At 61.5% G+C, this 23,206-nt stretch carries 22 protein-coding genes; 11 read left to right on the forward strand and 11 right to left on the reverse strand.

The features are described 5' to 3' along the window. Positions 1–3: 3 nt before the first annotated feature. The 4 genes from BH93_RS19860 to BH93_RS19875 all read right to left on the reverse strand — a co-directional run bounded on the left by BH93_RS19860 (position 4) and on the right by BH93_RS19875 (position 4,191). Positions 4–1,635, reverse strand: coding sequence for a thiolase C-terminal domain-containing protein (locus BH93_RS19860; RefSeq protein ID WP_037176961.1), 1,632 nt, complete (start codon positions 1,633–1,635; stop codon positions 4–6). Positions 1,636–1,718: 83 nt separating this feature from the next. Beyond that, positions 1,719–1,967, reverse strand: a complete 249-nt coding sequence (locus BH93_RS19865; protein ID WP_037176154.1) for a hypothetical protein — start codon at positions 1,965–1,967, stop codon at positions 1,719–1,721. Positions 1,968–2,013: 46 nt separating this feature from the next. Beyond that, positions 2,014–3,198, reverse strand: a complete 1,185-nt coding sequence (locus BH93_RS19870) for an amidohydrolase family protein (protein WP_037176153.1) — start codon at positions 3,196–3,198, stop codon at positions 2,014–2,016. 171 nt (positions 3,199–3,369) lie between these two features. Beyond that, entirely contained in the window at positions 3,370–4,191 is an 822-nt protein-coding gene (locus BH93_RS19875; protein ID WP_052065584.1) for a FadR/GntR family transcriptional regulator, read from the reverse strand. 260 nt (positions 4,192–4,451) lie between these two features. On the opposite strand from BH93_RS19875, the gene BH93_RS19880 reads away from it, so the two are divergent. From BH93_RS19880 to BH93_RS19910, 7 genes are all read left to right on the forward strand, one after another. Further along, positions 4,452–5,312 (forward strand): mycofactocin-coupled SDR family oxidoreductase, encoded by an 861-nt coding sequence (locus BH93_RS19880; RefSeq protein WP_037176152.1) that lies wholly within the window; start codon positions 4,452–4,454, stop codon positions 5,310–5,312. 53 nt (positions 5,313–5,365) lie between these two features. Then, a complete protein-coding gene (locus BH93_RS19885; protein WP_037176151.1) occupies positions 5,366–6,835 on the forward strand; it encodes an aldehyde dehydrogenase family protein in 1,470 nt (489 codons plus the stop codon). 49 nt (positions 6,836–6,884) lie between these two features. Further along, complete coding sequence (gene fdxA / locus BH93_RS19890; RefSeq protein ID WP_037176150.1) at positions 6,885–7,175, forward strand: ferredoxin; 291 nt, start codon at positions 6,885–6,887, stop codon at positions 7,173–7,175. Beyond that, a complete protein-coding gene (locus BH93_RS19895; RefSeq protein WP_037176149.1) occupies positions 7,172–7,999 on the forward strand; it encodes an NAD(P)-dependent oxidoreductase in 828 nt (275 codons plus the stop codon). The genes fdxA and BH93_RS19895 overlap by 4 nt, the downstream gene beginning before the upstream one ends. 48 nt (positions 8,000–8,047) lie before the next feature. Continuing rightward, positions 8,048–8,236 carry a ferredoxin gene (locus BH93_RS19900; RefSeq protein ID WP_037176148.1) on the forward strand — a complete coding sequence of 63 codons (189 nt, stop codon included), beginning with the start codon at positions 8,048–8,050 and terminating at the stop codon, positions 8,234–8,236. A gap of 7 nt (positions 8,237–8,243) precedes the next feature. Next, positions 8,244–9,584 (forward strand): FAD-dependent oxidoreductase, encoded by a 1,341-nt coding sequence (locus BH93_RS19905; RefSeq protein WP_037176147.1) that lies wholly within the window; start codon positions 8,244–8,246, stop codon positions 9,582–9,584. Between the two features lie 66 nt (positions 9,585–9,650). Next, complete coding sequence (locus BH93_RS19910; protein ID WP_037176146.1) at positions 9,651–10,865, forward strand: cytochrome P450; 1,215 nt, start codon at positions 9,651–9,653, stop codon at positions 10,863–10,865. 84 nt (positions 10,866–10,949) lie between these two features. Here the strand turns inward: BH93_RS19910 and BH93_RS19915 are convergent, their stop codons facing one another. Both BH93_RS19915 and BH93_RS19920 read right to left on the reverse strand, forming a co-directional pair. Next, complete coding sequence (locus tag BH93_RS19915; RefSeq protein WP_037176145.1) at positions 10,950–11,738, reverse strand: sugar phosphate isomerase/epimerase family protein; 789 nt, start codon at positions 11,736–11,738, stop codon at positions 10,950–10,952. 25 nt (positions 11,739–11,763) lie between these two features. Further along, positions 11,764–13,347 carry an ABC transporter substrate-binding protein gene (locus BH93_RS19920; protein WP_037176143.1) on the reverse strand — a complete coding sequence of 528 codons (1,584 nt, stop codon included), beginning with the start codon at positions 13,345–13,347 and terminating at the stop codon, positions 11,764–11,766. Positions 13,348–13,686: 339 nt separating this feature from the next. On the opposite strand from BH93_RS19920, the gene BH93_RS19925 reads away from it, so the two are divergent. Genes BH93_RS19925 through BH93_RS19940 form a run of 4 tightly spaced genes read left to right on the forward strand, consistent with a single transcriptional unit; the run spans position 13,687 to position 17,469 of the window. Further along, positions 13,687–14,718, forward strand: coding sequence for an ABC transporter ATP-binding protein (locus BH93_RS19925; RefSeq protein ID WP_052065579.1), 1,032 nt, complete (start codon positions 13,687–13,689; stop codon positions 14,716–14,718). Continuing rightward, on the forward strand, positions 14,715–15,551 hold the full coding sequence (locus tag BH93_RS19930) for an ABC transporter ATP-binding protein (RefSeq protein ID WP_052065575.1): 837 nt from the start codon (positions 14,715–14,717) through the stop codon (positions 15,549–15,551). The genes BH93_RS19925 and BH93_RS19930 overlap by 4 nt, the downstream gene beginning before the upstream one ends. Further along, positions 15,548–16,489: an ABC transporter permease gene (locus BH93_RS19935; RefSeq protein ID WP_037176141.1), complete on the forward strand. Its 942-nt coding sequence runs from the start codon at positions 15,548–15,550 to the stop codon at positions 16,487–16,489. The genes BH93_RS19930 and BH93_RS19935 overlap by 4 nt, the downstream gene beginning before the upstream one ends. A 47-nt stretch (positions 16,490–16,536) precedes the next feature. Then, on the forward strand, positions 16,537–17,469 hold the full coding sequence (locus BH93_RS19940; protein WP_080739180.1) for an ABC transporter permease: 933 nt from the start codon (positions 16,537–16,539) through the stop codon (positions 17,467–17,469). A 42-nt stretch (positions 17,470–17,511) separates the two neighbouring features. Here the strand turns inward: BH93_RS19940 and BH93_RS19945 are convergent, their stop codons facing one another. The 5 genes from BH93_RS19945 to BH93_RS19965 all read right to left on the reverse strand — a co-directional run bounded on the left by BH93_RS19945 (position 17,512) and on the right by BH93_RS19965 (position 22,967). Next, positions 17,512–18,495, reverse strand: a complete 984-nt coding sequence (locus tag BH93_RS19945; protein ID WP_037176955.1) for an ABC transporter ATP-binding protein — start codon at positions 18,493–18,495, stop codon at positions 17,512–17,514. Continuing rightward, on the reverse strand, positions 18,485–19,495 hold the full coding sequence (locus BH93_RS19950) for an ABC transporter ATP-binding protein (protein ID WP_037176138.1): 1,011 nt from the start codon (positions 19,493–19,495) through the stop codon (positions 18,485–18,487). Before BH93_RS19950 ends, BH93_RS19945 begins: the two co-directional genes overlap by 11 nt. 4 nt (positions 19,496–19,499) lie before the next feature. Then, complete coding sequence (locus tag BH93_RS19955; RefSeq protein WP_037176137.1) at positions 19,500–21,068, reverse strand: ABC transporter substrate-binding protein; 1,569 nt, start codon at positions 21,066–21,068, stop codon at positions 19,500–19,502. A gap of 61 nt (positions 21,069–21,129) precedes the next feature. After that, positions 21,130–22,017, reverse strand: a complete 888-nt coding sequence (locus BH93_RS19960; RefSeq protein WP_037176135.1) for an ABC transporter permease — start codon at positions 22,015–22,017, stop codon at positions 21,130–21,132. Next, complete coding sequence (locus tag BH93_RS19965) at positions 22,014–22,967, reverse strand: ABC transporter permease (protein WP_037176133.1); 954 nt, start codon at positions 22,965–22,967, stop codon at positions 22,014–22,016. Before BH93_RS19965 ends, BH93_RS19960 begins: the two co-directional genes overlap by 4 nt. Between the last annotated feature and the right edge of the window lie 239 nt (positions 22,968–23,206).

The following is a 23,206-nucleotide window of genomic DNA, read 5'->3' on the forward strand; positions in this document are numbered from 1 at the left end:
GAATCAGGGCTTGTCGGTTCGGAGCAGAATTGCTCCTGAGGGAACTCCGCCGCCTGCGGTCACCACGGCGACTTTCGGTTCGTGTACCTGGCGGCCGGGGGCCTGGCCTCTGAGCTGTAGCACGGCCTCGCGAAAGAATCCGTATCCGTGAGTTCGTCCCGCGGAGAGCTGACCGCCGTGAGGATTGAGCGGTAGCCGACCGTCGATGGCGATCCCTCGGCCGGCGTCGATGAAGTCTGCCGCTCCCCCCAGCTCGCAGAACCCAAGGCCTTCGAGCCACGACAACGCATTGAACGTGAAGCCGTCGTACAGCAGTGCCACGTCCACGTCCGATGGTCGCAGATCCGTTCGGCTCCACAGATGCGCCGCAGGCCCGAGTGACTGCGGGGTATGGGTGAGAGTGCCTTGGTCCCAGGACAGGCTTTCCATGATCTGAGTACCGACCGCCTCGACGAACACCGGCGGGTGAGGTCCGTCCGACGCCGCGTCCACGGCAGAGACGATCACCGCAACGGCACCGTCGATCGGAACGTCGCAGTCGTACAGACCGAAGGGCGTGGACACCATTCGGGCCGAGAGGTAGTCGTCCATCGTGATCGGATCGCGATATACCGCTTCAGGATTTGCCGAGGCGTTCGAGCGCGCGTTGACTGCGATGGCACCCAGGGCCTCGCGGTCGCCGCCGTAACGGTGGAAGTAGTTCGACGCCTGACACGCGATCCAATTGGCGGCGGACATGGCACCGAACGGCGCACGGTGCTCGAACATTCCGGTGGGGCGGGCAGGGGGCACCTGGATCCGCCCCGAGCGCACGAGCTCCGAGTGCGTCGATTCCCAAACGGTTCGGAAACACAGGACGTGCCGACACAGCCCCGAGGCCACGGCCAGCATCGCGGCAATGATGGAGCCGTTCTGGCCCGGCAACTCGTTTCCGCCGTTGACCCAGGTCGGATGGACGGCCAGAGCCTGCTCCACAGCCATGATTCCGCCCTCGGACATGCCGCCTCCCCCACCGCTGCCCGGGTAGGTGGACAAGCCGTCGATGTCGGCCAAGGTCAGACCGGCGTTCTCGACCGCAGCGAGGCAGGCGTCGATGGTCAGTGCGAGTGGCTCGATCATCAGGCGACGACCGATCTTCGATTGTCCGACCCCTGTGATCGCGACTTTGCTCTCGAATCTTTCCGTTGTCGGCGGCGGGCGAAGATTCGATCGGTAGTCCTGCAGCTCGGGAATCGGACCCGACTCTGCCGACGAGTCCGGGTCGGGCTCGAACAGCGGGAGCCAGACCTCCTCGGACACGTGCTCGAACAGAACCCGAACTGCACTGCCCACCGCGACATCATCGACATCGCAATGAACGATGTTCGTGGTCAGCCTGATTCGAGAATCCTCCTCGAGGGCCACGATCGCGACGACGTACGGAGGCGGAAAGTGCGGTAGCCACTGCTGGTGATTGACCGTGAACCCGACCACCGTTCCGCGACCCGAGACGGGTTCGTAACCGATATCGCGGCCCCGGCACTGCGGGCACAACACGTTTTGCGTGTGCATCCACCGAGAACAACTGTGACAGCGAGCAATTCGGAGTACACCATCTACCCCGGAGGCCCAGTACTGTGCCCGTCCAAGCGACATCTGCGGTACCGGCCTGCCGGTATCGAGCAGCTCGGTCACGCGTCCTCCATTCGGTTCGATCGGATTCGTAGAAAACTTATGTGCTAGTAAGCGATTCGGCCCGAGGTGTTTTTTCCGACGCTGTCGCGCACCGCGATCATCGCGGCCAGCCGACGTTCCGCGTCCGCTTTGCTCATCACGATGTCGTCCCCACCCTCGCCTCGACTCAACCTGTCGAGGCGACCGCGTTCGGCGGCTATCTCTTCCTCGAGCAGCGACCCGGCCAGGTCGCGAGTGAGTAGGTCCTGATCGACCCAGTCGGCTTCGGGAAACTGTTCGACTTGCTCATCCATCGATTCGATCTCTCTCGTGTACGCAAGGGCGGGGGTGATGGGTCACTCAGCTGCGCGGAAAGTTCAAGAGCTTGCGCGCATTGAGCTCGACGATCTTGTGTACATCTTCATCGGGCACATCGAGCATCGAATCGTGCACGAGCTTGCGACTATTGGGCCAGTTCGAGTCCGAGTGCGGGTAGTCGCCTTCCCACGTGATGTTGTCGATTCCCACGAGGTGCCGATTCGCTAGACCGAACTCGTCTTCGATGAAGCAGCCGTATATGTGCTTGGCGAACAGCTCGGACGGCCGGGCCGACTGATTGATGTTCTGGTAGTAGCGATGCTTCGTCCACACCGCATCCATGCGCTCGAGCATGTAAGGAACCCAACCGATTCCACCCTCGGAGAGCATGAACTTCAGACCGGGGTGGTTGTGGAATACCGGCGAGAACAGAAGATCTGCAGTGGCGTACATCGAGTTACAGCCGAACAGCGACGTCATGACCGCCATCGGAGCCTCGGGGGCCGTGATCGGAGCCTTTCCGGAGGTACCGAAGTGGACACACAGCGGCAATCCTGCCTCTACCGCCGCAGCGAACACAGGATCCCAGTGATTTGTATGGAACGAGGGTAGGCCGAGCGGTGAGGGGTTCTCGGGGAACGAGATCGCGCGGGCACCCTTGGCAGCCGTGCGATGGATCTCGCGTACCGCGTCCTGCACCGACCACAGAGGGAGAATCACCAACGGGATCAACCGATCCGGAGCGGTAGGGCACCACTCGTCGAGAACGTAGTCGTTCCAAGCCTGAACCGAGAGCAATGCAAGCTCCATGTTCTGGCTCTCGAGAAACACAGTCCCCGCGAAGCGAGGGAACGACGGGAATGACAGAGTCGCCTGTACGCCGTCGATGTCCATGTCCGCGATACGTGCCTTCGGCTCGTAGCAACCCGGGATCATGTCCTCGTATCGGGTCGGCTCGGCTCCGTACTCTTCCGGCTTCTTGCCCGCAACGGCGTTGAGTCCGATGTATGGATATATGCGTCCCTCGTACTCCCACACCTCGGCGAGCTTGGTGCCACCGTCCTTGCGGCCGCCGTCTCCGGCGTGAATGGACCTCGGCATCTCCTTCTCGATGATGCGAGGACCGGCCTGTACGAATTTCTTCGGCAGCCGATCCGACCAGAGCTTGGGGTGCTCGATCAAATGATCGTCGGTCGAGATGAGTTGCATGTGGCTCTGCAGTGGCATGAATCCTCCTGGATGACACCCCAGACACGCTGAATTGGGGTTACTTGTTTAGCTTTCTGAAGGCTAGCAGAATATGTAATCCACGTCACCGAAGTCGGTTGGAAACACGAAGAACCCCGCCGACGAATGCCGGCGGGGTGATGGGGTCGTCCGCGTGTCGAAGGGCCAGGATCAGTCGAAGAGGCTGATGGTCGCTGTTCGATCTCGGCTTCGATAGATGATCTCGCTGGCGCGTTTCAGATGTGTTCGCCAATGCCGTTCGGCCCGAACCGCATCGCGCGCAGCGACGAGGTCGACCAGCTTCTGGTAATCCTCGACGACCGACGGAGCATAAGCCGTCCGTTCTGGGGCATCCGCGTCGTCGACTCGTTGCCGGATGCCCATGGTCCGATGCGCATCGAGCACGTCTCGCAGCGCGCTGACCTGCGCATTGAGCGTCTTATTTCCGCAGTTCAACGAGATCAACTCGTGAAACTCGGCAGTGAGTGCCACCCACCGCACGAAGCCGTCCTCACTGTCGAGGCCGGCCGCCACCCGCTGCCGGTGAGCATCGACGCAGCGGCGGAGGGATTCGAGCCCCTCCGGCGGGCATCTGCGAGCCAACAGACGAACGCACGCCGACTCGAACTCCGCGCGAGCCTCCAACACGTCCTCGAGCGTTGTTCCTTGAATCTGCAAGTAGAGCCCGATATGCCGAGAGGCCACGTCGAGATCGGGCAAGCGCGCCCGTGGCCCGCCACGGGAGCCGGTCACCACCGTGATCAGGCCTTCACTCTCGAGTATCCGGAAGGCCTCTCGCAGCGTCGGTCGCGAGACGCCGAGCTGAACCATCAGCGTCTTCTCCGGGGGGAGCATCTGACCGGGCTCTATCTCGCCACGCACGATCTGCCCGCGCAAGCGGTGAGCGATCCGCTCGGAGGCCTTCGGTACCCGAACCTCGGCCGCGGCGGCAGGCCCCTCGGATCGCCACATCTCGCGCTGCTCGGTCTCCATCGATTCGACTCTAGCGCCACTTCGCCGAGTATTCGTAAGTCGCGCCGAACCACGCCACCTACATGCGAAGCTGGGGGCAGCATAATTCGACCATTCGTTACACAATTGCTCGACGGGCAGCGGTCCAACGGTTCGCTTCCCCGAATCGCACTGTTGCTTTACAGTGATCAAGGCCACAAGGTATTACTAGTTAGATAGTTAAGGTGGACGCACCGCTGACACACCAGGCAGGCCGGCCACCAATCGAGAAGGAGAACGACATGGGAAAGCTCGACGGCAAGATCGCACTGATCACTGGCGCTGCCCGCGGCCAAGGCCGCAGCCACGCGATAGCGCTGGCAGCACAGGGTGCCGATGTCCTTGCGCTCGACATCTGTCGAGATATCGACACCAACAGCTACGCCCTTGCCGACGAGGACGACCTGGCCGAAACACAACGGTTGGTGGAGAAAGAAAACCGTCGCTGCATCACCGCTGTCGCCGATGTCCGTGAGCCGGCCCAAATTCGCGACGCCATCGCCCTGGGCATCTCCGAGCTCGGCGGTCTTCACATCGTGGTCGCCAACGCTGGCATCTGCCCCCTGGGCGACGTCCCACGCAAAGCATTCCTCGACGCAGTCGATGTGGACCTGGTCGGCGTCATCAACACCATCAGCGCCGCGTACCCGCACCTGACTGCCGGTGCGTCGATCATCGCCACCGGATCCGTCGCCGCGTTGATGAAAGGCGGCACGGACAACCCCGCACTCGGAGCTGGCGGTGCCGGCTACAGCCACGCCAAGAAGGGTGTCGCGGAATATGTGCACTCCCTCGCGCTCGCGCTGGCTCCGGAATCGATCCGCGTCAATGCGGTTCACCCCACCAATTGCAACACGGACATGCTGCACAGCGAAGGGATGTACAGGGTCTTTCGGCCGGATCTCGAGCATCCGACCCGCGAGGAGACTGTCGGCGCGTTCCACCACAACCAGCCGATGCCCGTCCCGTGGGTCGAGCCCGAGGACATCAGTAACGCTGTCGTATTCCTCGCCTCGGACGAGGCGAAGTTCGTCACCGGACTGCAGATGAAGGTCGATGCCGGGACCGCGATCGCTCACACGAAGGCATTCGCAATTTCCTGATCAGAGGTTCGGAGCTTCACCCACCGACCGGCACCGCGGACCGAGGACCAGAAATGTACAAGGAATATCCCCACCTCTTCATCGACGGAGCCTGGGTGCCAGGCGAATTCGGCACTACCGCACCGGTGATCAACCCAGCGACCGAAGAGACCATCGGCCTCGCACCGGTTGCCTCCCGCGCCGACGTCGCGAAGGCGATCGCTGCGGCCCGCACCGCGTTCGACGATGGCCCGTGGCCTCGGATGTCGCCACGAGAGCGCTCGGTTGTGCTGTGCCGTATGGCCGACGTCATGGACAAGCGTGTCGACGAGTTGGTGCGGATGAACATCGCGGAATCCGGCGGAACCAGAATCGGTGCCGAGACCTTTCAGATCGGTTTTCCGATTGCTCACTTCCGAGACTTGGCGGAACGGGTGATGATTCAGTTCCCGATGGAGCGACCGATGCCTCCCCACGTAGGGGGCACGCTCGGCCAGGGTGTCATTCGACGAGAGCCGTGGGGAGTCGCGTCGTTGATATCGGCCTACAACTTTCCATTCTTTCTCAACTTGATGAAGCTCGGACCGGCCTTGGCAGCCGGCTGCACGACGATTCTCAAACCTGCGCCGACAACGCCGTTCGAGGCATTCATCCTCGGCGAGATCGCGGAGGAGGCGGGACTACCGAACGGCGTGCTCAATATCGTCGCCGGTGATGTCGACGCCGGACTCGAGCTCAGCACCAACCCGATGGTGGACATCGTGAGTTTCACCGGATCGGATGCGGTCGGCCGCAAAGTGTTCGAGCAAGCAGCCTCGACCGTAAAGAAGGTCGTGCTCGAACTCGGTGGAAAGTCGGCCAACATCGTCTGCGATGACGCAGACCTGACCAAGGTGGTCGGCTCCGTGGTTCGAGACATCGTGCTGCATGCCGGCCAGGGATGCGCCTTCCTCACCAGAACGTTGGTGCATCGATCGCGCCGGGACGAGTTGATCGAACTCGTCACCGATGCACTGAAGAAGATCAAGGTCGGCGACCCTGCGTCACCGGACACGGTGATGGGGCCGGTGGGCAGTTCTGCTCAGCGAGCCAAGGTGGAACAACTCATTGCGGCCGGAATCGCCGAGGGGGCAACCCTCGCAGTCGGTGGCGGTCGCCCCGAAGGACTCGAAAAGGGCTTCTTCGTCGAGCCCACGCTTTTCGTCGACGTCGAGAACTCGATGACCATCGCGCAGCGGGAATTCTTCGGACCGGTGGGTGTGGTGATCACATTCGGCGACGATGACGAGGCGATCCGCATCGCCAACGACAGCGATTACGGATTGGCCGGCGGAGTGTGGTCGAAGGACCCAGTGCGCGCGTACGAGCTCGCCAAGCGAATTCGTACCGGAACGGTCACGGTCAACGGTGGCGGAGGTGGTATGAGCCCGCACGGAGCCTTCGGTGGTTACAAGCAGAGCGGACTCGGTCGCGAGCGTGGCGATGCGGGGCTCGACGAATTTTTGCAAACCAAAACCATCACCTGGCCCGTGGGGACCGGCTGACACTCGGTTCCGCACTGTTACACCAAGCAGCGAAAATGAGGGCACTGCAATGACTTACGTGATCACCGAATCCTGTATTGACCTGATGGATCGCGCCTGCGTGAAGGAGTGTCCGGTCGATTGCATCTATGAGGGCGAACACCAGCTGTTCATCAACCCGAACGAGTGCATCGACTGTGGCGCTTGCGAACCGGCGTGCCCACACGAGGCTGTGTACCACGAGGCAGATCTCCCCGATGACCAGGCGCACACTACCGATCGCCAGAACACCGTTTTTCTCACGCTGGGCAAGCTCGGTGGTGCCCGGAAGTACGGCAAATTGCCAGTAGCGCTGACATGACCTCCCTCCGAGTAGGTTTCATCGGCACCGGCAATATCGGCGAGCCGATGGTCGAGCGTCTGTTGCACGCGGGCCTGCCCACTGCGGTGTACGCCCGCAGACCCGAGGTCATCGACCGCCTCCGCGCTGCTGGTGCCGCCACCGTGGAGGACCCGGAATCGCTCGGCACACGGGACGTGGTCGTCTCGTGCCTGTTCACGGACGCGCAGGTGATGGAGGTCTGCCCGCAGATCATCGCGCGAATGGGCCCGGGCTCGGTCTTCGTCTCTCACACCACGGGAAGCCCGACCTCCCTTCGAGCACTCGCCTCGCAGGCCGAAGACCTCGGTGTCGCAATCGTCGAGGCGCCCTTCAGTGGAACACCCGACGCTGTTCGGGAAGGTCGACTGACTGTGCTGCTCGCCGGCGAGGACAGAGCTGTCGCGAACGCCTCCGATGTGGTGAGCGCGTACGCGGCCAACGTCATTCGAACCGGTAAGTTGGGAACGGCGTTACCCGCGAAGCTGCTGAACAACGCGCTGTTCGCCGTCTGCACTCAACTCACTCTGACGGCGATAGAGGCAGCGAGGTCGCTCGGTATCTCGGAGGAAACCCTGCTGAACGTGTTGGCCGTCAGCAGTGGCGGAAGCAGTGCCGCACGCTACATCGCGGCCTCCGGTATCGGAGCAGACAAGTACCGCGCAAGCCTGCCCCGATATTTGATCAAAGACCTGCGCTCGGTCGAGGACGTCGCGTCCGAACTGGGTGCCGATATCGGTCCGCTACTGGCCGCCGCTCGACTGGGGCCGATGGACCTCTTCGAACGCGACCACATCGACGCCTGAGCAACTCTCCTTGTCCGCCACTCGCTTCTCCCCTGAAAGTAGGCCCGAATGAAAGCCAGAATCGATCTCACTCTGTGTTCCGGTCACGCTCGTTGCTACCAGATCGATCCGGAGCTCTTCGATATCGACGACAGTGGCTATGCGCTCAACGCCGAGGTCGACATCGACCCGGCCGACGAGCACAAGGCAATCGACGCCGTCGCATCGTGCCCCGAACGCGCCATCAGCCTTCACTGAATCCCACATGAGCGATACCGCAACGCCGTCGAACGAGCGCCCGCTACGTGTAGCCGTGGTAGGCGGCGGACCTGCAGGCCTCTACACCGCCGACGCACTCACCTTCGCTTCCGATCTGCTGGTGCACGTCGACGTGCTCGAGCGGCTTCCTGCCCCGTTCGGGTTGCTTCGCTACGGCGTCGCGCCCGACCACCTGAACATCAAACTGGCCGCCGACACCCTTCAAGAAGTACTGGACAGGCCGAACGTACGACTCTTCTGCAATGTCGAGATCGGACGCGATGTCGATGTCGATGCACTGCGGGCACACTACGATTCGATCGTTTACGCCACCGGAGCCGATGCCGATAACAGTCTGTCGATTCCCGGGGAAGAACTACGGGGAAGTTCCTCGGCCACGGCATTTGTCAAGTGGTACAACGGCCATCCCGAGGCACAGCTCTTCGATCTGTCGTCGACCGGTGCCGTCGCGGTGGTCGGAGCCGGAAACGTCGCACTCGACGTCACTCGTCTCCTCGTCAAGGACGTGGCGGAATTGCGCCACACCGACATCGACTCCGAGACGCTCGATGCTTTGGCAGCCAGCGGCGTGACCGATGTGCACGTCCTCGTCAGGCGGGGAGCCGAATTCGTGAAGTTCACTACCAAAGAGCTGCGGGAGATCGGTGAGCTCACCGGAGTGGACGTGATGGTCGATCCGGCACAGCTGCCTGCGCAAGAGATCGACGGTGGCCTCCCCACGGCAGCCAAACGTACTCTTGCCGTACTGAGAAAGTGGGCTGTCCGGCAACCGACCGGTGCACCGAAGCGAGTCCATTTCCACTTTTCGACGCAGCCGACCCAAGTCCTCGGGGTCGACGAGGTCCGTGCGGTACGCATCGAGCGTGACGGTGAAACCCACGAGCTTCCAGTGCAACTGGTTCTGCGTGCCGTCGGCTACCGTTCGCGTCCCATTGCCGGCGTCCCTTTTCGAGAGAGCACCGCCACCATCCCGCACCGTGACCATCGCGTCGTCCGCGACGAGAACGCACAACCTGGGGAGTACACGGTGGGGTGGGCCAAGCGCGGCCCGAGCGGAATCCTGGGAACGAACAGATCCGATGCCGAGGCCACAGCAGCAGCCGTCTTCGAAGATCGCGAAACCCTGTTGGCACGTCGAACCGAAACCGTCGGATCTCCGCTGGACCTGCTGACCGAGCGATGCACAGGTCTTCTCGACAAGGTCGCATGGAATTCCATTGCCGCGAAGGAGAGAGAACTCGGTCTCGCGGACGGACGCGACCGAGTGAAGATACGGAAGTGGCAGGACCTCGTCGCAGCCGGACTGTCGACGGTCAACGCAAGCTGAACCCGCCCCCTGACGAACAAGACATCGCTGTAGAAGTACGACGCCCTATAAAGATTCGAGGAGAACATGAGCACTACAGAATCGACCGAGACCACCTCCAGGGGCTGCCCGGTGGTCAATTTCAACCACTACCAGCCGATGCCCTTCGGCGAAAAGATCGAACTGTACGACAAGCTTCGCGACGAGGCACCGGTGTACCGAAACGAGTTCGCCAACGGGCACTACATCGTCACCCGCTACGACGACATTCTGGCCGTATATCAAGAGCCGGAAACGTTCTCGAACGAAGCCGTAACCGTGTTCAATCCGAATCCTACCTACCGGTGGATTCCCGAGATGCTCGACGGTGACGAGCATCTGCAGTGGCGCAAGCAGCTCGGACCGCATTTCTCGCCGAAGGCCATTTCCCGCCTGGAAGAGAAGGTTCGCGACCGAGCCGTGTCGCTGATTCACGATATCGCCAAACGGGGTCGCTGTGATTTCATGGCAGACTTCGCCTTTCAGTACCCGTCCTTCATCTTCCTCGAACTCATGGGCCTACCGTTCGAGGACCTCGACCAATTCATGAAGTGGGAGCACGACATCCTGCACTTCTCCGGTGCCACCGCCGAGGAGACCGCCGAGCGCCGCGGTGAAGCGACGAAGGGTGTCACCTCGTACTTCGCGACAGTGATCGAGCAGCGACGAATCGAACCCAAAGACGATCTCGTCACCAAGGCGTTGTCGTTCGAGATCGACGGAAAGCCGGTCAACGACGAGGATCTGGGTGCATTCTGCCTGCTGATGTTCATGGCAGGCCTCGATACCGTCTCGGCCACGTTGGGGACCATCTACTACCATCTGGCTCGACACCAGGACGATCGTCAACGCATCGTCGACGATCCCGATCTGATTCCGACCGCTATCGAGGAGTTCGTCCGCGCGTACGCGATCGTCATTCCTTCGCGCAAGGTCACCAAGGACACCGAGGTCGCAGGGTGTCCGATCGCCAAGGGCGAAATGATTTCCCTGCCATTGAATCTCGCTACCCGAGACAACTCGGTCTATCCCGATGCCAAGGAGGTCAAGATCGACCGAAGCCCGAACAACCATATCGGTTTCGGTGCGGGACCTCACCGTTGTCTCGGCTCTCACCTCGCGCGTCGCGAGCTCAAGATAGCCCTCGAGGAATGGCACAAGGTGATCCCGAACTACAGGCTCGTCGAGGGCTCCGAGGTGCCGAGCGAGTCCGGTGCTCAGCTCGGTCCCAGCGGAAATGTCATTCTGGAATGGGACGTCTGACTCGATCGAAATACTACCGAACGAAGTGTGCCACCCCCGGATTCGTCCGGGGGTGGCACACTTCGACTGGGTCCGCTGCGCCGCCTAGAGGATGCTCTCCAGTAAAGCCACACCGCGGCGGACCGAGGCGATATGGCCCTCCGCGTCGATCAGCGGTCCCGCTAGTTCGAGGTCGTACACCCCTTGGTAGCCGGCCTTCTCGATTCGTTCGATGCGGTCCGCGAGCGGAATGATCCCGTCACCGGGTACGGCAGCTTCAGGGCCGTCGCTGCCGTCGATGGTGTCGCCGATCTGAACCAGGGCGACGCGGCCGATGTTGCGTTCGAGATAAGCCTGCAGCGTAGGCTCGTTCCATACGTGCCGGAGGTCGAGGCAGACTCCGAGGCCGGTTCGAGAGTCCAGATCCTCGACGTCGGCCAGTGAATGGACGAAAGACACCCATGCAAAAGACGGCAGCGTCGGCTCCACAGCCAGCGCCACACCGACCGCGTTCGCGTGCGATACGACCGGTTCGACGAGTTCTGCGTATGCCTCGAACGAAGCCTGCCTGCCTGTATCGAGCATCGGACCAGTGACGTTGTAGACCATGGGCGCACCGAGAACCACTGCAGCGTCGACCGTCTCGATCAGATCGGCACGGATTTCCGACCACGTCGAACGATCGCCCACGGTTTCGGGGTAGCTCGCGACAAGCCCGGCGACCTCGATTCCCGAGGACGCAACAGCGTCGATCCCCAGTTCCCAGCCCAAACTCCTGAACTTTCTCGCCTGCAACGTGGTTCGACCGGCCTCGACACTGCGCAGGACATCGAGCGTCGTCACGAGATCGAGCGTCGGAAAGCACAGGCCACTGACAGATATACGTGCGTTCATCGCCTTACTCCTGCAGTGCTATCGGTCATTTCGCGGCTATACCCACGTAACGCAGGTCGAAGATACCTTGGAAGTTCGAGACACCCATCGAGTCGATGTCGATGACCTTGTCGCTGTACGCGAACTGGGTAGGCACAGCGCAGATGAAGACATCGAGTGCATCTCCGGTGGCCACGGCAGCTGCCTGCTCGATGTCGGCGTCTCGTGCGGCGTCCTCGATATTGGGGTCGTAGGACGCAAGAACCGCATCCTGCACTCCGGAGGAAATCGGTCCTGGGAATCCACGGGAGTTGAGGTAGAAGCGAGCGAGCGACTGGTTCGACGCAGGCAAAGGCGTCCGAGACTGAACGTAGCCGTCGTAGGCACCCTGCGCATACTCCGCGCTGGAGGTGGCGGGATCACCCTGCTGGATCTGCATATCGATGCCGACCTCACGGAACTGCGCCTGAAGCGCCGACGCCAGGCCTTCTTGCAGCGACAATCCGGTGGGAATGACGACACTCAGACTCGCGTTCTCGATCCCGGCTTCCGCCAGTAGATCTCGGGCCTTCTGCGGATCGTGGGAGTATTCGACGGGAGGTGTGTCGAGATGTCCGACGCGCTCGGGCGCAAGCGGCTGTCCGTTCGGGACGCACTGATCCGCGGTCAGGGAAGCACTGATCCCCTCCCGGTCGACTGCGTAATTGAGTGCTTGACGGAATTTCACGTTGTCGACGTTCGGCTTGCCCGTGTTGAGTTGGAGCGAATAGACGTTCGCTTCGGGATAGCTGAAGAAGCCGAATCCCGCCCCCAGCTTGCTGCTCTGGTTGTAACTGGTCACCGGCGAGTAGGCGATGTCGATCTGTCCTGATCGCAGTGCATTGAGCCGGGCGTTGTCATCGACGATCCCGGTGATGGTGAGCGACTTGGCCTGTTGTGCAGTCGGATCCCAGTATCCGTCACGTCTCTCGTACGTGACCGAATCGCCGACCTTGACCGAAGTCGCGGTGTAAGGACCCGACCCGACCGGATTGACGTCCAAGTCCGGGTTGTCCAGAGCTGCTGGACTGATCAGGGATCCGGACGCGCCCGAGAGCACGTACGGCAGGTCCGAAGCCGGTCGCGTCGTGCGGATCACGACATGGGTCGAGTCGACCACCTCGGCCCCCGAGATCACCGACAGGTACGTCTTGGCAGTCGAATCGGGGGTCTGCAGCGCATGATCGATGTTGGCTTTCACCGCGGCTGCGTCAAGTTTCGCTCCGTCGGAGAACGTGACGTCGTCACGAAGGGTGAACGTGGCCGACAGCCCGTCGGGAGCGAACTCCCACTCCGTGGCCACCATCGGTGCGAGTTCGGCACCGCTCTCCCCCGACACCATCTGTGTCAACCGGTCGTAGACGGGAGCGAGGTATGCGTACGCTCCGATATCCGATGCCACCTTGTGCGGGTTCAGCGGTGCCGGCGGGATCACGAAACCCACACGGATTGCGCCGTTCGGATCCGCCACCAGGTTCTCGTCCGATGCCCCTGGCGCAGTGGAACTGCTACCTCCGCACGCAACGAGAGCCACACTCAGCGTTGCCACTGCTGCGACGATTGTCCACCGTCGGAAAGATCTTCTAGCCATGCTGACGTGTTCCTTGTCCTTGGGTGAGGAGACCGGTGCACAGAGCGCCGAGGCGTCGACCCTGCGATTCGCAATCGGTCCGACTAGTAGTACCTTGTGTGATGGGTCACTGTAAAGGATCGAGACGAATCGACACCCAATTTGCGTCACCTTCCGCTAGCTTCGCCCCACTACCAGCTGCGCCTCGAAAACCGGCACGGTCGACCGATATCTCTCTTATCTACCTAAGTTAGGTATGTCGTCGCGATTTGGTCTACTGTGATGCAGGTCATCATGAACGCATGACGCCACCTCCGTCGTCGGCATCAGCGGCGGATCGTCGACCGAGGAGAACCTGTCATGGCAACGGACACAGCCCTCTCACCCCCCGCCACAGCGACGAACGGCGTGCTGGAGATCGATGCACTGAGCGTGGAGTTCGCCACCGATCGTGGATGGACCCGTGTTGTCGACGAAGTGTCGATCAGCGTTCCTCCCGGCACCACCGTGGGACTCGTCGGCGAGTCGGGTTCAGGGAAGACAGTGACTTCCTTGGCCGCGATGGGATTGCTGCCCCAGCGGGTGGCCCGAGTCTCCGGTTCCATAAAGATTGCCGGTCGCGAGATCGTCGGCCTGTCCGAGAGGGAGATGTCCGACATCCGCGGCACCGATGTGTCAATGGTGTTCCAGGAGCCACGTCGAAGCCTCAGCCCTGCTTTCACGGTCGGGGATCAGGTTGCTGAAGTAGTCCGTCGTCATGAGGACGTCTCCAAGAAGGAGTCCGTCGTTCGAGCCATCGAGATGCTCGACTCGGTCGGGATCGCGGACGCGAGAAAACGTTCCAAGCTCTACCCACACGAGTTCTCCGGCGGCATGTGCCAGCGAGTGATGCTGGCCATCGCGATGGTGTGTCGGCCCAAGCTACTCATCGCCGACGAGCCCACGACCGCACTCGATGTCACGGTTCAGCGAGAGATGCTCAGGTTGATGAAACAGTTGCAGCACGAGTACGACGTGTCGATTCTGTTCATCACACACGATCTCGGCGTCGTGTCCGAGATGTGCGACCGGGTGAACGTCATGTACGCCGGTCAGGTTGTGGAATCGACCGATATCGACGGCCTGTTCGACGAACCGCGACATCCCTATACAGAGGGGTTGCTCGCCGCGATTCCGAATGCACGCTCACAACGAACGCGGTTGTCGGCCATCCCCGGAGCTGTGCCGGCGCCGTGGGACTGGCCGACCAGCTGCCGATTCGATTCCCGATGCGCCTACGCCGAACCGGGCCGATGTGACGAACACTCGGTGCCCTTGCAGCACCTCTCCGGCGGAACCGCAGTGAGATGCCTCCGTCACGAAGAACTGACCCTGAAGGGTTACGGCTCATGACAGCTCTCCTCGAAGTCGAGGGACTTCACAAGAGTTTTCCGACCGCCCGCAACATGTTCGGCCGAGTGACCGAACGCGCGGCGGTGACCAAGGACGTGTCGTTCACCGTCTCCGCCGGAGAAACTCTCGGCATCGTCGGGGAATCCGGAGCAGGTAAATCCACCATCGGCCGTCAAGTCCTGAGATTGATCGAACCCGATTCGGGCACAGTTCGATTCGACGGGCGCGACGTCGGTGAGCTGAAGGGTAAAGAGCTTCTGGCCTTCCGCCGTCGAGCCCAGATGATCTTCCAGGATCCCTTCAGTTCCTTGGATCCACACATGACCATTCGCAACGCTGTGGGCGAACCCCTCACCATTCACTTCGGAATCAAGGGCGAGGAACGGGATCGACGAGTTGTGGAGATGCTCGAGCGCGTCGGTATGCGGGCAGACCAGCTCGACAAGTACCCCCGCGAGTTCTCCGGTGGGCAGCTGCAGCGCATTGCCATCGCGCGCGCGCTCACACTCGATCCAGACTTCATCGTATGCGATGAACCGGTAGCGGCACTGGACGTTTCGATCCAGGCTCAGGTTCTCAATCTCCTGCTCGACCTTCAGACCGAGCGTGGCCTGTCCTACATTTTCATCTCACACGATCTGTCACTGATCAGATTTCTCGCTCACCGAGTCCTCGTCATGTACCAGGGCGAAATAGTCGAATCGGGAACGGCCGAGCAGCTCTTCGAGCGACCCGAGCACCCGTACACCAAGTCACTGGTCGCAGCAGTTCCCGACCCACGATCGCGACGGCGAACGACGAGCGCGCCGCGAGAGGATGTGCAGGGAAGATGACCACCTTGCTAGCGAGACGCCTCCTCTCTGCGATCCCACTTCTACTGTTCCTGAGCTTCTTCGTCTATCTACTCGTCGATCTGATGCCGGGAGACGCTGCAACCAACCTTGCCGGTGACAGTGCGTCGCCTGCCGATATCGAGGCGCTGCGCGCGCAACTCGGCCTCGACGAGCCCTTGGTGGTCCGATACGTCGATTGGCTGGGAAATGTGTTCACAGGCGACTTCGGCACGTCGCTGTACAGCTCGCAGTCGGTGGCACAGATTCTCCTCGAACGCATTCCGGTGACCCTGTCCTTGGCCGTGGTGACAATGGTGTTGGTGATCGTCATCGGACTGCCGCTGGGGATCTTCGCAGCCATGCGAGCGAACTCGCTGGCGGACCGGGCGCTGACCGCCTTTGCCGGCGTCGCCATGGCCGTGCCTCCCTTCATCATCGGGCTGGCGCTGGTGATCGGACTGGCAATTTCTGCGCCGATATTTCCAGCCACCGGTTACATCCCGCTCGCAGACGGACTCGTGCCGTGGTTGCAACACCTCTTTCTGCCGGCAATCGCGATCGCCGCGATCTCGATTGCGGAAGTCGCCCGCCAGACCAGAGCCGCCGTGGTCGACACCCTCGGCAAGGACTTCATCCGGACCGCGCGGGCAAAGGGACTTCGCACGAGCGGGATCGTGGGAAAGCATGCGCTCAAAGTCGCCGGCGTTCCGATCGTCACCGTGCTCGGACTTCAGGTCAATCGCGTGTTGGCCGGTGCCGTCACCGTCGAATTCGTCTTCGCCCTTCCCGGACTCGGCACTCTCGCAGTCAATTCCGTCTTCACCCGTGATATTCCGGTCATCCTCGGCATCGTCATGATCATGGCCGTCGCGATCGTGGTCATCAATTTGGTCGTCGACATGGCGTCCGCGTATCTGAACCCACGGGTCCGAGTCTGATCGGTCCGGCCCCGTCCACCGATCATTCTCCCTTCGAAAGGACTTCCATGAGCGAAACCGTCGCTCCCCTCGATGCTTCGCAGACGTCCACCGAGCCGCCCGCACGGCCCCGTAAAAGGTTTGCGCACTCGTTCCGTACGTCGAGACCACTCGTGTTGTTGCGCCGCAACATTCCGGCGATGACGGCGCTCGTGTTTCTGCTGTTCGTCGGTTTTCTTGCCGTGTTCGGAGATGCGATCGCTCCGTTCGACCCCAATGCGCAGGATCTCGGAAACAGCCTCTCGGGTCCGACCGCGCAGAATTGGCTCGGCACCGACATCTACGGCCGCGACGAATACAGCCGGCTGCTCTCGTCCGCCAGCGTCACGATGCTGGCCGTCATTCAGGCAGTGGGGGTAGCCGCGCTGATCGGCATTCCCACCGGGCTGTTCGCCGGGGTGACGGGCGGGTGGATCGGCGGACTCTTCAGCCGGTTCTCCGATGCCCTCCAAGCTCTGCCCCCGCTGATTCTCGCCATAGCCATCATCGGCATCTTCGGACCCGGACTGACCAATGCCATGGTGGCGATAGGGCTCGTCATGGCTCCCTCGCTGTTCCGCTTGGCCCGCGGGGCCGCAGAGTCGATCGCGACCGAAACGTACATCGAAGCTGCCCGCGCACTCGGTTGTGGGAGAGGACGCATGTTGTGGAGCCATGTTCTGCCCAACGCGTCCTCCCCGCTGCTCGTGCAACTGTCGTTCTCCGCCGGCGTGGCCATCGTTGCCGAGGCGAGCTTGAGCTTCCTCGGACTCGGTGTCCAACCGCCCCAAACTTCCTGGGGTTCGATGGTGCGCGAAGCTTTCGACAACGTCTACAGCTCCCCCGGAACGATCGTGGCACCTGCTCTCATGATCGTTCTGACCGTCCTCGCCTTCTCGACATTGGGCGATGGGCTTCGTGACGCCCTCGAGGGCTCGGCCACGGTGACCGAGAAAGCCTGACCGAGGAAGCCTGACGCGCGAGCAACCTCCGTGCGGTAGGCCTTATGCATCGAGAGGGAAGTGACACGCGGCGAACCGGCCCGGACGTATCTCGCGCATCACCGGTTCGTCCTCGGCGCACCGACTCTGCGCAGAGGGACATCTCGTCCTGAACGGACAGCCCGACGGCGGAGTCAGCGGCGAAGGAATATCTCCGGTCAGGGCCGGCCCCGCGAACCCCTTCTCCGGATCGGTCAATGGGACCGAATCCAACAGAGCTCGGGTGTACGGATGCACTGGACTTGCGTAGACCTCGGCGGAATCGCCGTACTCACACACCTTTCCGAGGTACATCACCAGAACGTTGTCACTGACCGTTCGTACGACGCCGAGGTCGTGGGCGATGAACACGACGGTCAGGTCGAATTCCTTCTTGAGGGTCTCCAGCAGGTTCAGGATTTGTGCCTGCACCGAGACGTCCAGTGCAGACACCGGCTCATCGCAGATCAACAGACGAGGGTTCAGGGCCAACGCGCGCCCGATTGCAACGCGCTGTGCTTGACCCCCGGACAGCTGACGGGGAACCATCTCGGCAAATCGTGCGCCCGACAGCCCGACCTGACCGAGCACGGATCGAGATGCACGCGCACGCTCCTCGGACGGGGTGCCGCCGATCGCGAGGCCTTCGACAACGATGTCCTTGACGGACCGCCGCGGATTCAGCGAAGCAACCGGATCCTGGAAGATCATCTGCATCTCGCGCCGAAGCAGACGCATTCGTTTCTCGGAAACTTCTTCGATCCATTCGCCGTTGTACCGGATGCGGCCACCCACAATCGGATCGAGACGGAGCACCGCCCGTCCTGTGGTCGATTTTCCACATCCCGACTCACCGACGATTCCGAGGGTCTCCCCCCGCTCGACATCGAAGCTGATTCCGCCGACGGCCTTGAACGTTCCGCCCTTCGTCCGGTATTCGACTTCGAGGTTCTCGACACTGAGGAGGACGTCCTCTCCCCTCAGATGCGCAGTACCACTACCGGCCAACGAGCTCACCGCCCGCGGCAGTTGAGTGAGCCGTGTCCACCGGGTTGATACACGCGACCCGATGGTCGGTACCGACAGCGGTCATCGTCGGCCCCGGTGAAACACATTCGACCTGCGAATGTTCGCAGCGGGGAGCGAATCGACATCCATCGGGTGGATCGGTAGGAATCGGTAGCGAACCCGGGATCAACTTCAATGGCGAATGCCTCTCGTGATCGATGGTGGGTGTGGCCCCGAGAAGCGCATGTGTATACCGATGCCGGGGGGATGCGAAAACCTCTCGGGTCGAGCCCACTTCGGCCATCTTCCCCGAGTACATCACGGCCATTCGGTCGGTACGTCCGGCGACGACGGCGAGGTCGTGGCTGATCAACATCGTGGACATCCCACGTTCGATCTGTATCTTGCGCAACAGATCCAGAATCTGCCGTTGAACAGTGACGTCGAGCGCCGTGGTCGGTTCGTCGGCGATCAGCAGGTCCGGCTCGCAGGCGAGTGCGATGGCCAGCATCACGCGCTGACGCATACCGCCGGACAGTTCGTGTGGGTAGCTGCGGAGACGTCGCTCGGGATCGGGAACACCCACCTCCTGCAGCAAAGTCAGCGCTCGACTCTGTGCCCGGGACCGCGAGATGCCGAGGTGTTTACGCATTCCCTCGGTGAGCTGTCGATCGATACGAACAACAGGATTGAGCGATCGGCCAGGATCCTGAAAGACCATGGCGATCTTGGTTCCCCAGATCGACTCTCGTTCTTTTCCGTTGACCTGCAATAGGTCTCGGCCCTCGAAAAGAACCTCACCGGTCATGGCGGCATGCTTGGGCATCAGTCCCATGATCGCTCGAGCCATCACCGATTTACCGGATCCGGACTCGCCGACCACCCCGAAGGCCTCGGATGCAGCGAGATCGAAACTTACCCCGTCCACCGCGCGGACGACCCCGCGCGGTGAACCGATATAGGCGTGCAGATCATGGACCTCGAGCAACGTGGCGGTCATTGCTTCACTCCGCAATCCACAGGGTCTCGGGCAATACCGAGCCTATTCCGTACTGCTCGACACCGCCGACCTGGGTGCCTGCCATGACGCCGGGAGATGCCCGCGTGTAGAAAATGACCGGATTCAGTTCGGCAAGTCGATTCTGTACCTCCTCGTAAGCCACGACACGTTCGGACTCGTCGGTAGCGACGCGGCCGCGGTTCAGGGCATCGTCGAGTGCGGGATCATCGACGCCGCTGTAGTTTCCGTTGGACTTGCTGTTGAATCCGAGCCACAGGCGTGGTTCGGGATCGGCAAACATCACGGTGCTGGTGATGACGTCGTAGTCTTTCTGACCCATGATCCGGCCGTATTCTGCCAAGTCGATGACCTGGACGTTGACGGTGATGTTTTCGAGGGTGCTGAGCTGGGTCTGCACGGCTTCACCGAAGTCACTGTTTCCGGGAAAGACCGAGAGCGAGAACTCGAGCGGTTTGCCCTCCGCTGCAAGCTCGTCGAGCAGGCTCTGCGCCTCGGCCAGATCCTGTTCGGCCAACGGAATGTCCTTGTAGAACGGCGAACTCTCGTCGAACAGCGTCCTCGGAATCTCTCCGGTGCCTTGATAGAGAGCGTTGTCGAGTCCCTCGAGATCGAGTGCATGAGACAGTGCAGTGCGGGCGCGCACGTCGTCGAACGGCGCCTTGGTGTTGTTGAGCACCATCGCGATTCCGCCGCCGAGAGGCACCACCGAATTCTGCAATCCGCCCTTCGAGGCCTTGTCGATATTCGTCCACACACCTTCGAGCGCCAGATCGGCACCCCCGCTGACCAGAGTGTTGTACCGCTGGTCGGGGTCGACGATCGCCCGAATCTCGAGTTTGTCCAGATACGGTCGAGGAGCGTCGTAGTAGTTGTCGTTTCGAGTCAACTCGATGACGTCCTGACGAGACCAACGAACGAGGGTGAACGGACCTGCACCGATGGGTTTGGAATCTATCGTTGCCTGATCTGCAGCGAGTGTCGCCGGCGAGGCGATCCAGTTCAACGACGTCTGAAGCACCGCATTCGCAAAGTTGGGAACCGGTTCGGTCAATGTGACCTTCAAGGTCGTCGGGGCGACAACCTCGGCCGACTCGATCAATCCTGCCTGCGGGCGGTCGGGTGACGCGGTCGAGGGTGCTTTCACGTGCTCCCACGCAGTCTTGACAGCTGCAGCGTCGTAGGGGGTTCCGTCCGAGAATGCGATCCCGTCACGCAGCTCGAGGATAAAGGTCTTGCCGCCGTCGGAGGTCGAGAAATCTTCGGCCATCTTGTATTCGATCTCGTTCGTCTCCGGATCGTTGATCATCAACGTGCCGTACAGCGCATTACCCAGTACCGGCGAGTTCGCGTACGAGTTCGCTATCACAGCCGGGTCGAGGCTACGCGGCTCTGCATTTTCGATTATCCGAGCCGTTCCACCCAACACAGGTTCTCCTGCAGGACCTCCGACTGTCGAACCACTGGTTTGCGAGTTTCCTCCGCCACCGCACGCGGCCGACAGCAGCAACAACGCCGCCGCAGCAACGACCGTGAGCCGTTTTCCGAGAATCATGTGAAGACCTTCCTGTATGCAGCTGTGAACGAGGCGGGCTTGTACTGCGTGAGCGCTGTTGTCAGTCCGTGAGCGTGCGATCGAAGCGCGATCGAAGATGATCGCCGATCTGGTTGAGCGAGAAGACGGTGAGGAAGATGACCAGTGCCGGTACGAAGACCATGTGGGGCGAGGTTGCGATGGAAGCCTGCCCGTCCGCGATCATTCCGCCCCAGCTCGGCTGCGGCGGAGGGATTCCGAGGCCGAGAAAACTCAGTGAACCCTCCGCCACGATCAGGGCAGCGATAACGATGGGGAAGAACGCCCCAAGAGTCGGAATCACATTCGGCAGAATCTCTTTCGAGAGGATACGGGTGTCCCTCGCACCGAGATTCTTGGCGGCACGGACGAACTCGCGCGAAGACCACGAGATCGTTGTAGCGCGAGCCAGGCGGATGAAGGTCGGAATGGTGACCAGGGTCAAACCGATCAGAATTGTCGACACGCTCGGCGTCATGATCGACGCCAGGGCCAACAGGAGAATGAGGGGCGGAAACGCCAGCATCGCGTCGGCCAAGAGGGAGATGAACCACTCCCACCGCTTCCCGAAGTAGCCGGCGAGCATCCCGAGTCCGGTGCCGATCACCAGTCCTGCAATCCCGGCGACAGCTCCGACCACCAAGGACACCCGCGCCCCGTAGATGCAGCGGGACAGAATGGATCGCCCGAAATTGTCGGTTCCGAGAAACAGGTCAATCGAATTCCACTGTGGCCCGATGCGCGATGGTCCAACAGGAACGGCATAGTCGGGTATCGGCAGGATGCCCGCGGCACCAGCGGAGACGACTGTCGAGACGAGCCATGCATAGCTCACCCACAGGGCGACCGCTCGCTTCTTCGGGATCGGTCGGACGATCGGCCTGTCGGGTACCGCGTCTTTCACCGAGGCACTGTTTTCGGTCAGAGTCATGCTCGCGCAGCCTTTCTGACCCGTGGGTCGAGGAATCCGTAACTGAAGTCGACCAACATGTTGATCAGGACGTACACAAGAGCGATGAACACCACGACGCCCTGAACGGTTACGACGTCGCGCAATGTGATCGATGACGACACCAGTTGTCCGAGTCCAGGAAGACCGAAGATGATTTCGACCACAACAGTTCCCCCGATCAACCGGCCCAAGCTGATGCCCGCCATGGTGATCAAGGAAAACGACGACGGCCTCAGAGCGTGCCTGAACAGGACGTACGTCGACGACATTCCCTTCGCCCGTGCTGCGGCGACGTAGTCCTCCCGCAGCGTTCCGACGAGATCTGTTCGCAGCAGGCGCTGGAAGGTGGCGATCTCCACGAAGGCGATTGCGACCGCAGGAAGGATTGCGTACTCCAGGTTTTCGCCGATCCCGTCACTGGGACGAGCCCACCCGGAGACCGGTAACCAACCGAGCTGCAGGGCAAAGAAGTAGATGAGCACCGGACCGGCAATGAACGCTGGTATCGCCAGAAATCCCGAGGAGACTCCGCTGATTGCTCGGTCGATCCAACTGTCCTGCGTTGCCGCGGCGATCACGGCCAGCACTACAGCGACCATCAATGCGATGAGCAGACCCAATGCCGCCAATTCCAGAGTGACCGGGAGACGGTCCACAATGGCGCCGGTGACGTCTTGGCCGGTCAGGGGCGATACTCCCAGGTCGCCGCGGAGAGCCGCCCACAACCACTCGACATACTGCCGCCAGAGCGGCTGGTCCAACCCCAGTTCGGCGTTCAACTCGGCAATTGCCTCGGGAGTGCCGTTCTCACCGAGGATCACCTCGGCCGCGGAACCTGGTGCCAGTCCGAGTAGACCAACGGCCGCGACAGTGACCAGGAACAGTACGAGTAGGCCGCGCCAGACCCGTTTGAATGAGGTGATTGCCATATGCGTTCGCTCCGAGGCCTTTCCGAGTAGGTTCCCGAGATCGCGACACGCATGGTCAGCTTTCGACACGTGCGGCGAGCTGTCTGGAAATTCGCGATGACGGCGAGGGCTGTCGCTATCGAATCGCGAGATTGACGGCCTCCCGATGTCGGAGGTATGACGTGCGCCACTCGAAACGTAGACCCATCGGTCCACAGAACGCAAGAGTTATCCGTGCCCGATTTCGGTCCTTCACTGTT

Source organism: Rhodococcoides fascians A25f (assembly GCF_000760935.2).
GTDB lineage: Bacteria > Actinomycetota > Actinomycetes > Mycobacteriales > Mycobacteriaceae > Rhodococcoides.

Bases quoted from the DNA above. Each gene is read 5' to 3' on its own strand.
- BH93_RS19860 (WP_037176961.1), bottom strand. From the start codon at position 1,635: ATGTCGCTTGGACGGGCACAGTACTGGGCCTCCGGGGTAGATGGTGTA.
- BH93_RS19865 (WP_037176154.1), bottom strand. From the start codon at position 1,967: ATGGATGAGCAAGTCGAACAGTTTCCCGAAGCCGACTGGGTCGATCAG.
- BH93_RS19870 (WP_037176153.1), bottom strand. From the start codon at position 3,198: ATGCCACTGCAGAGCCACATGCAACTCATCTCGACCGACGATCATTTG.
- BH93_RS19875 (WP_052065584.1), bottom strand. From the start codon at position 4,191: ATGGAGACCGAGCAGCGCGAGATGTGGCGATCCGAGGGGCCTGCCGCC.
- BH93_RS19880 (WP_037176152.1), top strand. From the start codon at position 4,452: ATGGGAAAGCTCGACGGCAAGATCGCACTGATCACTGGCGCTGCCCGC.
- BH93_RS19885 (WP_037176151.1), top strand. From the start codon at position 5,366: ATGTACAAGGAATATCCCCACCTCTTCATCGACGGAGCCTGGGTGCCA.
- fdxA (WP_037176150.1), top strand. From the start codon at position 6,885: ATGACTTACGTGATCACCGAATCCTGTATTGACCTGATGGATCGCGCC.
- BH93_RS19895 (WP_037176149.1), top strand. From the start codon at position 7,172: ATGACCTCCCTCCGAGTAGGTTTCATCGGCACCGGCAATATCGGCGAG.
- BH93_RS19900 (WP_037176148.1), top strand. From the start codon at position 8,048: ATGAAAGCCAGAATCGATCTCACTCTGTGTTCCGGTCACGCTCGTTGC.
- BH93_RS19905 (WP_037176147.1), top strand. From the start codon at position 8,244: ATGAGCGATACCGCAACGCCGTCGAACGAGCGCCCGCTACGTGTAGCC.
- BH93_RS19910 (WP_037176146.1), top strand. From the start codon at position 9,651: ATGAGCACTACAGAATCGACCGAGACCACCTCCAGGGGCTGCCCGGTG.
- BH93_RS19915 (WP_037176145.1), bottom strand. From the start codon at position 11,738: ATGAACGCACGTATATCTGTCAGTGGCCTGTGCTTTCCGACGCTCGAT.
- BH93_RS19920 (WP_037176143.1), bottom strand. From the start codon at position 13,347: ATGGCTAGAAGATCTTTCCGACGGTGGACAATCGTCGCAGCAGTGGCA.
- BH93_RS19925 (WP_052065579.1), top strand. From the start codon at position 13,687: ATGGCAACGGACACAGCCCTCTCACCCCCCGCCACAGCGACGAACGGC.
- BH93_RS19930 (WP_052065575.1), top strand. From the start codon at position 14,715: ATGACAGCTCTCCTCGAAGTCGAGGGACTTCACAAGAGTTTTCCGACC.
- BH93_RS19935 (WP_037176141.1), top strand. From the start codon at position 15,548: ATGACCACCTTGCTAGCGAGACGCCTCCTCTCTGCGATCCCACTTCTA.
- BH93_RS19940 (WP_080739180.1), top strand. From the start codon at position 16,537: ATGAGCGAAACCGTCGCTCCCCTCGATGCTTCGCAGACGTCCACCGAG.
- BH93_RS19950 (WP_037176138.1), bottom strand. From the start codon at position 19,495: ATGACCGCCACGTTGCTCGAGGTCCATGATCTGCACGCCTATATCGGT.
- BH93_RS19955 (WP_037176137.1), bottom strand. From the start codon at position 21,068: ATGATTCTCGGAAAACGGCTCACGGTCGTTGCTGCGGCGGCGTTGTTG.
- BH93_RS19960 (WP_037176135.1), bottom strand. From the start codon at position 22,017: ATGACTCTGACCGAAAACAGTGCCTCGGTGAAAGACGCGGTACCCGAC.
- BH93_RS19965 (WP_037176133.1), bottom strand. From the start codon at position 22,967: ATGGCAATCACCTCATTCAAACGGGTCTGGCGCGGCCTACTCGTACTG.